The organism is Paenibacillus sp. MAH-35, from assembly GCF_058135425.1.
In genome coordinates this window covers 139,996-155,019 of record NZ_JBYUPU010000013.1, presented here as the reverse complement: position 1 = coordinate 155,019, position 15,024 = coordinate 139,996, and the positions used below count along the sequence as shown (strand labels likewise).

The window sequence follows — 15,024 nt, the reverse complement described above, 5'->3', positions numbered from 1 at the left end:
ACTCCTGTAAGTGAAATAAAGTATAAATTGATGATAACTTATTGAATGTAAAAAGAAAATAGAATCCTCTATCATGAAATTATGTGTAAAAGATTTCAAGAGGGGATGAGACGCGTGAAGAAGGAAACTATACGGACGGATATTACGGTCATCGGAGGAGGACTCGCAGGCGTATGCGCCGCGGTTGCAGCCGCCCGGCAAGGCCGGACGGTGGCGCTCGTGCAGAACCGGCCTGTGCTCGGCGGCAATGCGAGCAGCGAGGTGCGGGTATGGGTCAGCGGCGCTTCCGCAACCGGCACGAACCGATTTGCCCGTGAGACCGGAATCATGGGCGAGATGTTCGTGGAGAACCAATTCCGCAACCCGGACGGAAACCCGTATTATTGGGATCTGGTCGTACTGGAGACCGTCAAGGCGGAGCCCAACATTCAGCTGTTTCTGAATACGGATGTGCACGAGGTTGAAGCAACGGGACCGGAGGGAGACCGGCGCATAACGTCGGTAACCGGCTGGATGATGGGATCGGAGCGCCGAATCCGCTTCGAAAGCTCTCTCTACGCGGACTGTACGGGCGACGGTCTTATCGGCTTTCTGGCCGGCGCGACCTACCGGATCGGGCGCGAAGCGGCGGACGTGTACGGCGAATCGTGGGCGCCGCAAGCGGCCGACGATATCACCCTCGGCAGCACGCTACTGTTTTATACGAAGGATCTCGGGCATCCGGTCAAATACGTTCCGCCGTCATTCGCCATTGATATTACGAAAACGACGATAACGGAGCGGCGCATCATCCGGTCGGGCGATTCGGGCTGCTACTACTGGTGGATCGAATGGGGCGGCGAGGTCGATACAGTGCATGAGAATGAACGCATCCGCGACGAACTGTGGTCGGCGATTTACGGAATCTGGGATTACATTAAGCACTCGGGCAAATTCGATGCCGACAATCTGACGCTGGAGTGGGTAGGCTCGATTCCGGGGAAACGGGAGTATCGCCGCTTTATCGGCGATTACGTGTTGAACCAGAACGACGTTCTCCGCCAGGAGCCTTTCGACGATCGCGTCGCGTTTGGAGGCTGGTCGATCGATCTGCATCCGCCGCAAGGGATGTATGCCGTAGAAAGCGGCTCGAAGCATATGTACGCCGACGGCATCTATCATATTCCGTACCGTTCGCTGTACTCCGTCAACGTGTCCAACATGCTGATGGCCGGGCGCAACATTAGCGCTTCGCACGTCGCCTTCGGTACGACCCGGGTCATGGCGACTTGCGCCATCATGGGAGAAGCGGCGGGCACGGCGGCCGCGTTATGCGCCGAGAAGGGCGTGACGCCGCGCGAGCTGCACGCGGATCATCTGGAGGAGCTACAGCAGACGCTGCTGCGCCAGGATGCGTCGGTTATCGGGCTCGTCAACCGCGATCCGCTCGATCATGCGAGAAGGGCCGCCGCCGCTGCCTCGAGCGAGCGGACCGAACTGTCCATCGATAAAGCGGAAGATACGCTGCCGCTCGAAGCCGACGCCGGGCTGCTGTTCCCGGTTCATCCGGCTATGGAGCGCATCGGGCTGCTGGCGGACGTGTCCGAGGAGACGGTGCTGGAAGTCGAGCTGTGGGATACCGGACGCGCCGAGAACTATGTTCCGCATTCCCGGATCGCTAAAGCGGATATCCGCGTCAAGGCGGGCGCGGAGCAATGGGTCGAGGCGGAGCTGCCCTGGCATCCGTCCGAACCGTGCAATGCGTTCGTCATCGTCAGAGCGAACGATGCTGTGACTTTGCGACTGTCGAATCAGCCGGTGACGGGCGTGTTATCGTTTGTCCGCGGGAAACAGCCTGTCGTCGATCCGAGACTCGAAGAGCGTCAGCCGGCTCAGCCGGTTGTCGAATGGAGCATGCGCAAGCTGGCGCGCAATCCGATTTGTTTCCGCCTGTCCGGCGTTACGGCCGCTTATGCGGCGGGGCGCGCGATCGACGGTTGTGCCCGCCCGTACGGCGGACCGCATATGTGGGTATCGCAGCCGATGACGGAAGGGCGCGAGGAATGGCTGGAGCTAAGCTGGCCGGACCCGGTATCGGTATCCGAGGTGCAGCTGATCTGGAACGACGATGTGAACGAATATTTGATCAATCTGCATTATATCCGCACGCCGTTTGAGGTGATGCCTGAGCTTGCTGCCGATTACCGGGTGGAGGCCCAGGTGGACGGAGAGTGGACGGTGCTTCACCGGGAGACGGATAACCGCAAGCGCAAAAAGACGCACCGGTTCCAGGCCGTAACGACCGGCAAGCTGCGCGTCGTGGTCGAGCGGACCAACGGATGCCCGCGGGCGGAGCTGATCGAGATTCGGGCTTACAGCTGATGCGGCAACGACCCAGCCCCCCATGCCGATCGGGCTGTATGACGCTTCCGGAACTCCAAGCGACTAATCGGTTCGAATCATGAAGCTAAGAGGAAAAGACGCTTCCGCCACCACGTACTTGTGGATCGGAAGCGTCTTTTACCTGTGGGAACGAGCTAGACAACAAGCATGTGGAATGCGGAGAGTACAAGCCCGATTCCGAAGCCGCAGATCGCCCCGTTGACGCGAATCCACTGGAGATCGTGGCCGATTTTGTCTTCGAGCATCGCAATCAGCGTGTCGTTGTCGTACTTGTTAATATTTTCCTCGATCAGAGCGCCGATCTTGTTATGATTGCTCTCGATCCAGCCGGCCAGCTTGTCCTGGATGAACGTCTCGATCCGCTCCACCTGCTCGGGCGATTGCCGGACCCGCTCGATCGCCTGATCGAGGATCGGTACGACGACCTCCGATGCGTAGGCTTCGGTGTGGATGAAGGCAAGCAGCCGCTCGCGCGCCTGCTCGAGAAATCCGGAAAGCGTAGCGGCCAGATCGAAGCGGGACAGCAGGTCGGCCTTCCACTGCTCCAGCGCTTCCTTCGTCTCCGGCTTCGCCACGAACGTATCGAGCTTCAACCGAAGCGTCTCGCTGATCGCAATCCGGGTGGCGTTCCGCTCGTCGCGAAGTTCCCAGATTTGCGTTTGCAGCATTTGCCGGATCGTCTCGCCGAGCCGTTCCTCGCTCATAAAGCCGGCGAACGCGTTCAGCGCGAACGACATGAGTCCGTTGGCCGGTATGCGCCCGATCGCATCGGAAGCCATCGCCCCCATTTGCCGCACCGTCGATTCCCGATTGACGAATTCTTCAGCAAAGTCGAGCACGAAGTCGAGCGATTTGCCGTCCCAATCGTTTGCATAGGCGTAATCGAGCAGCCTCGAGGCGATACTCGCCGTATCGATCGACTGAAGCTTGCTGCCGATCTCGCGCTCCAGCACCGGTACAACTCGCTCAAGCGGGAACGAGCGGACGGCATAATCGCTCACCGACACGATGGCCGAAGCCGCTTCTTTCTGATGAATCGTCGCTGCCGCGCCGTCCAGCAGTCTGGACGTGACGGACAACTGCTTGAGCTTGGCGCGAATGCTCGTCTTGCTGAGCAGATCGTTCTCGACGGTTGATACGAGCGCTTTCGTCACCCGCTTGCGGTTGTTCGGCAGGATGGCCGTATGCGGAATCGGGATTCCGAGCGGATGCCGGAACAAGGCGGTTACGGCAAACCAGTCGGCCAGCCCTCCGACCAGTCCGGCCTCAAACCCGCCGCGGAGAAAACGGACCCAGCCGATGGACGAGAACGGCACCGTTATCAGAAAGCCGATCGCCATAACGAGCAGCGAAATGGCGGCGATATGTCTCGTGTTCGTTTTCATCGTAATTACTCCTCTATTCCCTCATTCGATCTCCTCTTCATTGTACTCCAAAATGCGGAAATCGAAAAACGTTCGTTTTCATTCGCTCGCAACTGTCAGCAATCCGGAACGGTCATCCAAGCCCGGGGGATCTCGTCTTTTTTACCGGACACCCGCATATAATCTAAGGATTCGTACCACCCGCGGCACAAGGTACGGAACACGCATCGTTTCATATTCAAGGAATCGGGGGAACACGCTGCATATGCTCAAGCGCAGATGGCGGAGCCGGCCGACCAAGCAGTCGAAGCGTAGGGCGTTTTTTATCGCGATGCTGATCTTTAGTTTGTTTTCGCTGCAGTCGTTTATTTATATAGAGAAAAACTTGCGTCCGCCGATTATGCACGTAGCCAAGCTCCGGATCAAGCAGGTCGTAACCCAATCGGTAAACGCCGCTCTGACGGAACGGATCTCGCAAGGAAAAAGCCTGGACAAAATCATCGACTGGCAGATGGATAAAAACGGGAAAATCAACGGATTCATGCTGAATTACGTGGAGCATATGAAAATTACTTCGGAGACGGTCAACACGGTGCAGACGTTATTGATGGAGCTCGGCAGCATCCCGGAGCACGTGCCGGTCGGCCAGGCGTTCAACAGCGCGATTATTGCCTCGTTCGGACCCAAAGTGCCGGTGAAGTTTACCCCGATCGGCGCCGTAAAGGTGGACCTGAGCACACGTCAGCAAACGGCGGGCATCAATATGGTTCTGGTCGAAGTTTATATGAAAATAACCGCAGAGGTTTCGATCGTCATTCCGTTCGATTCGCAGCCGGAGATCGTCGAGACGGAAATTCCGATTTCGTATGTGATGGTCGTAGGCGACGTACCGATGTATTATTACGACGGCAAAGGCAACCCGAGCGGCAAAACGCCGGCGGCTCCGCCAACGATAGCGATTCCGCCGATGAAGGCGGGGGAAGAACCCAAAAAGGAATAAGGCGGGCTCGTCGCCGGAGCAGGAAAGAACCTCCAGCCCACGGGTACGTAATCTGAAACTGATCGTGTTGTCTTGACGAGAGGACTTGGTTTCCAGGCCCTTGTCAATTCGCCGCGTCAGATCGATGTCGTACCGGATGTGAAATTGGAGGTTCTTATTTGTGAAGCCGGCGAAAGGAAAACACGGAACGGCCGGATCGGCTACCCGTTCGTTTTCTGCTTGCCGCGCAGCCGTTCTTCGCGCTCCCATTTTTTCAAATACGGGAACGGGTCGAACGACCATTCGCGCTGTCCGTTGTCGCGGTACAGACCGTAATGCAGGTGAGGAGGGAACTTCCCCTGCGTCCCCGGTTTTCCGTATCCGGAGCTGCCCACCCAGCCGAGAATTTGACCCGGCTTGACGATGTCGCCCTGCTTGATATTTTTCTCATACCCCGACAGATGGGCGTAATAATGGTAGACGTTATTCAAATCGCGGAGTCCGACACGCCAGCCCCCGTATGGATTCCAGCCCTTGATCTCGACGATGCCGTAGCAGGTGCTCCGAACCGGGACGCCATGACTTGCGAAAATATCGCTGCCCTCATGAATCCGGTGGCCTCCCCAGCCGCGGCTTGCCCCCCACGTGCCCCGATAGGCGTAATTGGAGCTTAGCGGCAGAGGGAAAGCGTGCTCGTGCAAATCGAGCCTCCCGAACGTGGCGTATATGCTTGCAAACTGCTGAATGCGTTCCACGCTGCGGGTATTCCGGTAGTATTCCCAGAGCGCCCTTTTGATCTCGTCCTCGGACGTGCCGTAAGTAAGTAAATAAGACGTCATGGTAGATAACAGATCGAGGTCGTTCAGCCGATCGGCTAGGCCGTCGCCGGAGCCGTCCTTCCCCTTGCCCCCGAATAAGGCGATCGAATACGGATTCGTATCCTCCTGTTCCGGATTGGCAATTCCCGACCACTCCGTCTGCGTATAATAAATGCCGATCAGCCCCGAGCGGAGCGGTCTCTTCTTCGGATTGGCGATACTGAGCGTCCTTTCGTATTGATCGATGGCCGCCAAGTAGTTCCAGGGGATGCCCGTTACTTGATCGAACTCCTCGAACAATTGCTTGCGTTCTCCAAACAGCGCTCGGGGATCGGGACTGGCTTTTTTGTCCGCCTGTGGTTCCGCCGACGCCGAAGACGGTGCCGGCAAAGCGAGGGACAGGAACAGCATCCAGCCGAGCAGGATTGCCGTTATACGTTGAAACCGGCCTGCACGTTTCAAGTTCGCTATTCTCCTTTCATTGCGGGTTTCGACTGTTCTTTCCGTTAGGATGCGCACTCCTGCATGTCGCTATTCGGTTTCGTGCGATCGGCGGCTGGCCGGGTTCATTTACAGAAGAGGCGCCGGTTTGGTACGATGAAGATAAACGCCAATGGCGAAAGAGAGGGTGCCGCTTTGTTCCACCACCACAATGAGCATGTCGACGACCAGATGGTGCTCGTGCAAGCCAATATCGACGATATGAACCCGGAATACAGTTCGTATGTGACGGAACGGCTGTTCGAGGCGGGGGCCAACGACGTATACTGGGTCCCGATTATTATGAAAAAAGGGCGTCCCGGACTTATGCTGAATGTGCTGGCTGCCGCGGAACGTCTGGAGCAGATGGAGGACGTAATCTTTACGGAGACGACGACGCTCGGACTGCGGTATTTGCAGGCGAACGTGCACCGTCTGGGACGCGAGTTCGTGCAGGCGGATACGCAGTGGGGAGCGGTTTCGGTGAAGCTGGGTTACTATAAAGGCAAGCTGGTCCAAGCGGCGCCGGAGTTCAAGGAATGCGAAGCGATCGCCAAGCGGCACGGGGTGCCGCTGAAGCTGGTTTATGAGGAAGTGCGCCGGACATGTGCCGGGCTGAAGCCTCCGGCTGCGGATACCTGACACGGCCAGGGAAAGCACTGCAACGTGCAGAGGGGAGAAAACGATAAGCCTCCGAATTCGCCTAAAGCGGATCGGAGGCTTGTATGAGTCGGAAACAAACTTCGCTGTTAATGTTTGTGCGAGTGGGATTCGCCCTTGTGCTCATGCTCATCATCGTGATCGTGCTCGTGACGATGCCCTTTTCCATGCCGATGGCCATGGTCATGATGATGGTCATGATCATGATGATGGTGATGGTGATCGTGATCGTGATCGTTGTGATGCTCGTGTTTATGCTCATGATCGTGATGGTGCCCGTGGTCGTGGTCATGATGATGATGATGATGCTCATGGGCGTGCGTATGCTCGGCCGGAATATGCGCATGGCTTGCTTTCCATTCCCCGATATACTTGTCCATCGTACCGACGACGACCCGCAGCACGTTCGGCCGGTTCGGCAAATCGCGGGTTCCGGCTCCGTACCCGATGGACTCGACGATCATCGAAGGCAACCCTTTGGAGAAGTCGTTTACGACGCCCGACACGATCCCGGCCCCCGTCGGCGTAGTCATCTCCATCGCATAGTCGGTCGGGGCGATCGGCAAGCCGCGCATCATCTCGAGCGTAGCCGGTGCCGGAACCGGGTATAAGCCGTGATCGCACTGGACCGTTCCCGAGCCCAGCGGAACGGCGGAGCAATAGATGTATTCCGCTTGCAGCGAGTCGAGAGCCAGCGCAACGCCGATTACGTCTACGATCGAATCGATCGCGCCGACTTCGTGGAAATGGACGTTCTCGATCGGAATGCCGTGTATTTTGCCTTCCGCGATGCCGATTTGCTTAAATATGGCAAGGCTGAGCGCGGTGACGCGCTCGTTGAAGCCTGCGGCCTGGATCAGACGGACGATGTCGGAGTAGTGGCGGTGATCCGTCGGTTTATGGTCCGGGTCGAGCGTTACGTCCATTTTGAGCGCCGATATGCCTTTTTTGTTCACTCTGCGCCATTCCAGCGCGAACGGCTCGATGCGGATTTTTTGCAGCTCGCTTTCTACGTAAGCCTGATCGGCTCCCGCGTCGACCAGGGCGGCCAGCGCCATGTCGCCGCTAATGCCGGAGAAGCAATCGAAATATACGACTCTCACTGAACATTCACGACCTTTTCGACATATTTTTGTTGATCAGTCCTGCGCTGTAGCCGGCTCCGAAGCCGTTATCGATATTCACGACCGTAACGCCGGTCGCACACGAATTCAGCATCGTCAGCAGGGCGGAGACGCCTTGAAAGTTCGCCCCGTAGCCGACGCTGGTCGGTACGGCGATAACGGGGCTGGATACGAGTCCTCCGACGACGCTTGCCAGAGCGCCCTCCATTCCGGCCACCACAACGATCGCATTGGCGCCGCGGATGACCGGCAGACGGCGGAACAGCCTATGTATGCCGGCAACGCCGACGTCATATACTTTCTCCACATGGCTGCCCATACATTCGATCGTAATCGCGGCTTCTTCCGCCACGGGCAGATCGGCCGTACCTGCGCATACGACGGCGACGTAGCCGTCGTGCACTTTCAGTATCGGCTTCTTGAACCAGGTGAGCGCCCGCGCCGAAGCATGATACGTCGCTCCCTGCACGGCGGCGAGCACAGCTTCGGCCTTGATCGGATCGACGCGCGTGGCGAGCACCCGGTCAGAATGCTCCGTCAGCCGTTGGAAGATGACGGCGATCTGCTCCGCCGTCTTGCTCTCGCCGTAGATGACTTCGGGAAACCCGGTCCTCTTCTCGCGCTCCAGATCAAGCTGGGCGAAGCCGAGATCGTCTATTTTGGCGGAAGCCTCCGCCTGCGTTAGCTCCTCGATCTGACGCTTCGCTTCCTCCAGCTCGAGGTCTCCCGCTTTCAGTAACTTGAGAACGTGCTCCACCTGCATCATTGAACCGCTTCTTTCTTCACCGGTTCGGCTGAAACGGCCGGCTCCGCGTTCGTTTTCAGTACGGCGTTCATGCTGCCCGTCCGGTATCCCGCAAGATCTAGCGCGACGTAAGTAAAGCCTAGCGACGTAAATTTCTCGTGAATGCTGTCCTTCAGCTCGATCACCTTCTGCAGTTCGTCCGGCATCACTTCGATGCGGGCGATCTTATCGTGGTGACGCACTCGCACTTGCCAGAAACCGAGAGCGTACAAAAAGTCCTCAGCTTCGTCCAATTGATCGATTTTATATTTCTCAATCTTCGTTCCGTAAGGGATGCGCGAGGACAAGCAGGCGAACGACGGCTTGTTCCAGGTACGCAAACCGAGCTCTTTGGAGAGCTCGCGGATTTCGCTTTTCAGAAACCCGGCTTCCTGCAGCGGGCTGCGCACGCCTTGCTCCGTTTTGGCTTGAAGGCCGGGACGGTAATCGCCGAGATCGTCGACGTTGGAACCGTCTACAATGAACGGATAGCCGAGTTCCTTCGCGATCGTCTGCAGATGGGAATACAGCCCGGTCTTGCAATGGTAGCAGCGGTCGGGGTTGTTGGCCACGAACGACGCATTCTCATATTCTTTCACTTCCGTCTTGTGCAATCTGACTCCGAGCTCCTCGGCCAAATGCATAGCCGCGTTGAACTCCCGGGTCGGGAACGTCTCCGATGCCGCCGTAACGGCCAGCACCTGATCGCCCAGCTCCTGATGCGCCCGCTTCAGGACGAATGTGCTGTCCACGCCGCCTGAAAAAGCGATTAGAACGCGTCCCATATCTCGAAGGATGGCGCCAAGCTTCTCATCCTTTTGTTTAAGTAGTAATCCGGTATCCATCCGGTTTCCCTCCCCCAAGGCACCGCTGCTCTTGCGTTCGGCACCGCTGCCTGATCTTTCTATTATAAAGTGTATCACAACCGGGGTATTCCCGAAACCTGTCGCCGGAAAAAGGAAGAGGTGTCCTCTGTCCTGGGGAGGCTCGGGTCGCATCATCGAACAAATCGACACCTTTTCCAACAAGTTTGCTCCTGAATTTCCATTCTCTGTCCGATACAATGGGAACGTAAGCGATAGTCCGGCGTGGATTGTTGCCGCTTTCGTGGTATAATACTTGCAGAGTCCGCCCGTCCATGGGCGAATTTTTGCAAGCGGTCCGGCTCGGGAGGCGATTTTCCCGAAAGGATCTTAACCAAACGGAAAGCAGGAATCCATATGTCGACCAAACCACCCGTGCTTCGCAAACCGGAATGGCTCAAAATCAAGCTGCCTACCGGGGACGATTACGATAATGTCAAAGAACTCAAAGATATGATGCGCTCCAAGACGCTTCATACCGTATGCGAAGAAGCCAAATGTCCGAACCTCCACGAATGCTGGGCGAACCGTACGGCTACCTTTATGATTCTGGGCGATATTTGCACCCGGGCTTGCCGGTTCTGTGCCGTTAACTCGGGCTTGCCGACAGAGCTTGATCTCCAGGAGCCGGAACGCGTAGCGGAAGCGGCCGAGCAGATGGGACTGCGCCACTGCGTCGTCACGTCGGTAGCTAGGGACGATCTGGCGGACGGAGGAGCCTCCATCTTCGCGGAGACGATTCGCGCCATTCGCAGACGTTTGCCGTTTTGCTCGGTTGAAGTGCTGATTCCGGACTTTCTCGGCAATGAAGATTCGCTGCGAGTCGTATTGGATGCGAAGCCCGACATCCTGAACCACAACATGGAGACGGTGGAGCGCTTGTCCGACCGCGTCCGGTCGAAGGCCAAATATCCGCGTTCCCTGGAGCTGCTGGCCCGCTCCAAGAAGATGTATCCGTCCATTCCGACCAAGTCCAGCATCATGCTTGGCGTCGGGGAGACTTGGGACGAGATTTTGCGGACGATGGACGATTTGCGCGCCGTCGATTGCGATATTATGACGATTGGCCAATATTTGCAGCCGACCAAAAAGCATCTGAGGGTTATGGAATATTACACGCCGGAGCAGTTTGCCGCGCTGAAGGAAGAAGGCATGAAGCGGGGCTTCCGCCATGTGGAATCCGGTCCGCTCGTGCGCAGCTCCTACCATGCTCACTCCCAGGTCCAATCTGCGAATGCGGCCGCTTCGGCGAATGCGCAATCTTAACCTAACCCGTGAAACCGGCGCAAGGAGGCGTATCCATTGATTCATATCGGCGGCAAAACATATGAGCTTGTGCAGGAGAACCGGAACGGATACAACTTCGAAGCGTTCCGCGACCGCTACAGCGAAGTGCTCGAGCGCTACGATTATATCGTCGGCGATTGGGGATACAACCAGCTGCGGCTGAAAGGCTTTTTCAAGGAATCGAACAAAAACGGCAACAAAGATACGTGCGTCTCCAGCATGCACGATTATTTAAACGAATACTGCAACTTCGGCTGCGCCTACTTCATCCTGCGCAAAATGCCGGGCAAATCGGCTCCCGGGGAGTCTCAACCGGTAGCGCCCGAACTGCAGGAGGCTGCCCTCCCGGGGGGAGCCTCCCAGGCACAGCAGCCGAATCCGCAGCACGAAGCGAATCACTCCCGGCACAACCCGCCGCGCCAGGAACGTCATGAGCGCCAGGAGCGTCACGGACAAGCAGAACGTCACGAACGCCACGGGAACCAGGAGCGGCCGGAACGGCCGGAGCGCAGAGAACGTCAGGATCAGCGTCACGGACATCAGGAGCGCGCAGCCCGCGCGGAGCGTAACGGGCAGCCGGAACGTCACGAGCGGCAGGAGCGGCACAACCGGGAGCGCCAGGAGCGTTCCCAGCCGAAGCAGTAACGAGCGAACGATTGTCGGGGGGCGAGTAGCTTGTCGGACACAAAAAGACGGGTTTTTACTTGGCTGTTGTTGGGAGCGCTTGCGGCGGTTCAGACCGGCTGCACGTATGTCAATGCGAAGCCGCAGGAGAAGCCCGAATTGCTCAAGCCGGTCAAACGGCAGGAAGATCTTTACGAGACCAAAAACGGCTCCATCGTGAAGCAGGTGCGGGGGACGGGCGTGTTCGTTCCGGCGGATACGAAGTTCCACCAGTATCCCGTAGGCGGCAGGCTGTCCGCGATCCCGATCAAGCTCGGCGATTCCGTGAAAAAGGGAGACGTCCTGCTCGAACTTGACCCGGGCGATATGAAAATGAAGATCGTCGAACAGATGCTTGTACTGGCAAAGGCGGAAGATCAGCTGGAGCAGGCGAAGCTGGCCCGGGACCCTGAGAAGCTGCGGCTGGCCGGCTTAAACAAAGAGGTTGAGGAGCTGAAGCTCCGAGGGCTGGAAGCGAATCTGGCCCGCACGAAGCTGACCTCCGAGCAAGCGGGCGTCATTACGTTTCTCGACTTCATGAAGCCGGGCGATTCGGTTACAGCTTACAAAAGCGTAGTCGGCATATCTGATCCGAACAACCTGCTGTTTATGTACTCGGTCCAGTCTGCGGGCGACTTATCCTCGATCGAAAACGGCATGGAGGCGGAGGTCGACTACGGCGGCACGATCTACAAGGGCAAAGTGATCCAGACGCCGAGAAGCGCCCCGTATACCGACAATGTGACGCAATCCCAGAAAAACTCGCGCTCGATCCTGATCGGATTCGACAATCCGCCTCCCGCGAGCTTCGGCACGCAAGCGGAGATGTCGATCGTGACGGATCGCAAAGATAATGTCATCGTAATCCCGCGGGTTGGTCTTCGCTCCTATCAGGGACGATACTTCGTCCACGTCAAGGATGGGGATACCCGCAAAGAGGTCGACGTGGATAGAGGACTGGAGACGGCTACCGAGGCCGAGATCCGCAAGGGGCTCAAACCCGGCCAGCAGGTTATTTTGAACAATTGACAGATCGGCGGCAAGTAAGCTTAAGGACTCAAGTCCTTAAGCTTATTTTTTGTGTTTTCGTGTCCCGGATGCGGAGAACGTAATTCCGTCGGATCATGCTTTTTCATAGAGGTGAATGATCCGAATAGGCATTTCAACCTGCAAACGGTCAATTTGTGATGAAAAAGCGGAATATTTGTCGAAAAAATCACACGAAATTCATAAATATTCCATTACAATAATTGAAAGGGCTTACACCTGTTGCGTCAGTTTCCGCTGCAGTCCGTATTATACGGCCGCTTATTCACCGCACGCAAGAAACGGTAAGCCGTCCATTTTATAAGCCAATTGGGGGTATAGGGATGATCGGCAAGACAATCGCAGCGATCCGGACGATTCGCGGAAAAGCGGGGTGGTATCGTTCGATCGGATTTAAGCTGTTTGCCGCTTTTTTGGCCAGCATCGTACTGACGTGCGCCGCGGCCGGCTGGATCGCGTACCGGATATCGTCCGATGCGCTGACACGCAAGGTGGGCTCCAACATGGAGCAGGTCGTTCAAGATGCCGCGAGCAACTCGGACCGCTGGTTCAAGGTGATGGACGGGACGTTTAATCAACTGGCCATCTACGCGGACAAAAACCAGTTCATGACCAAGGACCGGCGCAATCTCGAGCCTCAAACCGAACCGGAGGCGAAGGAATATAAACAATTGATCGAGCAGATCAAGGCGCTTGACGCGGAGATCGCCGAGAAGTCTTCCCAGGCGGGAAAGCTGACCGAATCCAAGGACCGGATCAAGCTGAATGACGATATCGCCAGAGCTTCCCAGCGCAAAAGCTCCTTGCAGCCAAGGTATAACGAGCTGAACGCTCTGAAAAGCCAGCTCGACAACTCGATTAATGCCTACATATCCGCCTACGCGATGACGAATGCCGACATGGTGTTTTCGATCGGAATCGTCCGTTTTAACGGAGAGAACCAGATGTTCAGCAGCACCGGCAAGACGCGGACGGACGCGCTGTACGATTCCGAGTGGGCTTCGGAAGCGATCAAGGCGAAAGGGAAAAACGTCTACCTGCCTCCTAGGAAAGGCTCGCTGCTGATCGCCGAGGAAGAGACGCGGCTGTTCGCGGTAGCCAAATCGTTCTGGAGTGCAGAGGACCAGAAATGGTCGGATGTGCTGGTCATCGAATACAAGTTGGGCTTTTTTGAAAATTTGCTGAAGCCGATCAATTTTGGCGGACTCGGGGACATTCATCTGGTCCGCAACTCCGGCGAGAATTTGTTCTCCAACCGCGAAGGCGTCGAGTTCGGACAGTCTGCGGCCGTACCGCTCGGGAGCGAAGGAGGTGACGGATCGCACCTCGTCTTCTCGAAACCGCTTGAGAATACGGATTGGACGCTGGTAGGCGCCATTCCGCAAGAAAGATTGCTGGAGGATGCGAAGTCGATTCGCAATGGCATGTTTGCTCTGCTGATCGGTGGGGTGCTGCTGGCGCTGCTGCTTGGCTTATGGGGCTTTCAGACGATCGGACGGCCGCTGCTGCTGGCCGTTACGAAGATGCGCCAGGCGGAGAAGGGCGATCTGAACGTCCGGCTGAACATGCACCGCAGTGACGAGATCGGTTCCGTCAGCGGCAGCTTCGACAGCATGATGGAACGGATCGGCAGCATCGTAGCGCAGACGGGACAATCCGCCGACCGGCTGATGCAGGCGACCGTCCAGATTAACGGACTCGTTCAGCGGTCGCAGGACGCCTCCGGCGAGATTGCGATTGCGATGAACGAGGTTTCATCCGGAGCGGACAGTCTGGCGAAGGATGCGGAGAAGAGCAGTCTGCTCACCGGCGAGATGTCGAACCGGTTGGACGAAGTGATGGCGGTGAACCGCGAGATGAAGGACATCTCGCATCAGGTCGAGCAATCCAGTAAGACCGGCGCGGATGCGATCGAGGAGCTGTCGCGTCATAATAAAGAAGCGGAGCGGGTCGTATCCTCGCTTGTGGACAATATGGGCCGTCTGCAAGCCGGGACGGAATCGATCTCCGTCATTCTGGATATCGTAGGCAATATTTCGAAGCAGATCAACATTTTGTCGCTGAACGCTTCGATCGTCGCCGCTTCGGCCGGTGAGGCGGGCAAAGGGTTCATGGTCGTCGCAGGCGAAATTCGCAGCTTGGCGAACCAGTCGAAGGAATCGATCGCTTCCGTGGCGTCGGTCATTGAGAACATTCAGGCGGAGATGACGGCCACTAGCAAGCTGGTAGCCGAATCGCTTCCGATCTTTCAGCGGCAGAGCGATATATCCCGTTCGTCGCAGGATACGTTCCGCCACGTAGAGACGTCGATGCAGCAGTTTATGGACAGCTTCCAGCGCGTATGGGAATCGCTCCAGTTCTCGATGGAGGCGCAGGCCGAGCTGGCCGGCACGATGATGCAGGTAAGCGCCGTATCCGAAGAGTCGACGGCGGCCACGGAGAACGTCGCTTCGCTCATTCGCGACCAGCACGAGTCGGGAGGAGAGCTGGTACGGACCGGGCAGCAGCTGGAGCAGCTGGCTGACGAGCTGCGCAGTGCGCTCAAAGTATTTCAGGCGAACTGACACCACCGT

General features: G+C 57.1%; 12 protein-coding genes. 7 read left to right on the top strand and 5 right to left on the bottom strand.

Features of this window, described 5'->3' with window-relative positions; translation table 11 throughout:
- Positions 1-114: 114 nt before the first annotated feature.
- Positions 115-2,361 carry an FAD-dependent oxidoreductase gene (locus AC3Y2E_RS16550; protein WP_379212191.1) on the top strand — a complete coding sequence of 749 codons (2,247 nt, stop codon included), beginning with the start codon at positions 115-117 and terminating at the stop codon, positions 2,359-2,361.
- Between the two features lie 155 nt (positions 2,362-2,516).
- Here the strand turns inward: AC3Y2E_RS16550 and AC3Y2E_RS16545 are convergent, their stop codons facing one another.
- Positions 2,517-3,767: a DUF445 domain-containing protein gene (locus AC3Y2E_RS16545; RefSeq protein WP_379212189.1), complete on the bottom strand. Its 1,251-nt coding sequence runs from the start codon at positions 3,765-3,767 to the stop codon at positions 2,517-2,519.
- A gap of 244 nt (positions 3,768-4,011) precedes the next feature.
- On the opposite strand from AC3Y2E_RS16545, the gene yunB reads away from it, so the two are divergent.
- Positions 4,012-4,746 carry a sporulation protein YunB gene (yunB, locus tag AC3Y2E_RS16540; protein WP_379212187.1) on the top strand — a complete coding sequence of 245 codons (735 nt, stop codon included), beginning with the start codon at positions 4,012-4,014 and terminating at the stop codon, positions 4,744-4,746.
- Between the two features lie 200 nt (positions 4,747-4,946).
- Here yunB and AC3Y2E_RS16535 read toward each other — a convergent pair whose 3' ends face one another.
- Entirely contained in the window at positions 4,947-5,954 is a 1,008-nt protein-coding gene (locus tag AC3Y2E_RS16535) for a M23 family metallopeptidase (protein WP_379212248.1), read from the bottom strand.
- Between the two features lie 114 nt (positions 5,955-6,068).
- Between AC3Y2E_RS16535 and larC2 the strand changes: the two genes are divergently transcribed.
- The gene (gene larC2, locus AC3Y2E_RS16530; protein WP_379212185.1) at positions 6,069-6,665 is read left to right on the top strand and encodes a nickel pincer cofactor biosynthesis protein LarC2; all 597 of its coding nucleotides are present in this window, start codon (positions 6,069-6,071) and stop codon (positions 6,663-6,665) included.
- A 107-nt stretch (positions 6,666-6,772) separates the two neighbouring features.
- Here the strand turns inward: larC2 and larC are convergent, their stop codons facing one another.
- From larC to larE, 3 genes are read right to left on the bottom strand one after another with little or no spacing between them, the layout of a single operon-like run.
- Positions 6,773-7,786, bottom strand: a complete 1,014-nt coding sequence (gene larC / locus AC3Y2E_RS16525; protein WP_379212183.1) for a nickel pincer cofactor biosynthesis protein LarC — start codon at positions 7,784-7,786, stop codon at positions 6,773-6,775.
- A gap of 7 nt (positions 7,787-7,793) precedes the next feature.
- Entirely contained in the window at positions 7,794-8,573 is a 780-nt protein-coding gene (larB, locus tag AC3Y2E_RS16520) for a nickel pincer cofactor biosynthesis protein LarB (protein WP_379212180.1), read from the bottom strand.
- Positions 8,570-9,436, bottom strand: coding sequence for an ATP-dependent sacrificial sulfur transferase LarE (gene larE / locus AC3Y2E_RS16515; protein ID WP_379212178.1), 867 nt, complete (start codon positions 9,434-9,436; stop codon positions 8,570-8,572). Before larE ends, larB begins: the two co-directional genes overlap by 4 nt.
- 375 nt (positions 9,437-9,811) lie before the next feature.
- Between larE and lipA the strand changes: the two genes are divergently transcribed.
- The 4 genes from lipA (at position 9,812) to AC3Y2E_RS16495 (ending at position 15,015) form a co-directional block, all read left to right on the top strand.
- The gene (gene lipA / locus AC3Y2E_RS16510) at positions 9,812-10,720 is read left to right on the top strand and encodes a lipoyl synthase (RefSeq protein ID WP_190925849.1); all 909 of its coding nucleotides are present in this window, start codon (positions 9,812-9,814) and stop codon (positions 10,718-10,720) included.
- Positions 10,721-10,756: 36 nt separating this feature from the next.
- Positions 10,757-11,386 (top strand): YutD family protein, encoded by a 630-nt coding sequence (locus tag AC3Y2E_RS16505; RefSeq protein ID WP_379212175.1) that lies wholly within the window; start codon positions 10,757-10,759, stop codon positions 11,384-11,386.
- A gap of 30 nt (positions 11,387-11,416) precedes the next feature.
- Positions 11,417-12,433 (top strand): efflux RND transporter periplasmic adaptor subunit, encoded by a 1,017-nt coding sequence (locus AC3Y2E_RS16500; RefSeq protein ID WP_379212173.1) that lies wholly within the window; start codon positions 11,417-11,419, stop codon positions 12,431-12,433.
- Between the two features lie 341 nt (positions 12,434-12,774).
- Positions 12,775-15,015, top strand: a complete 2,241-nt coding sequence (locus AC3Y2E_RS16495; RefSeq protein ID WP_379212171.1) for a methyl-accepting chemotaxis protein — start codon at positions 12,775-12,777, stop codon at positions 15,013-15,015.
- Positions 15,016-15,024: the final 9 nt, after the last annotated feature.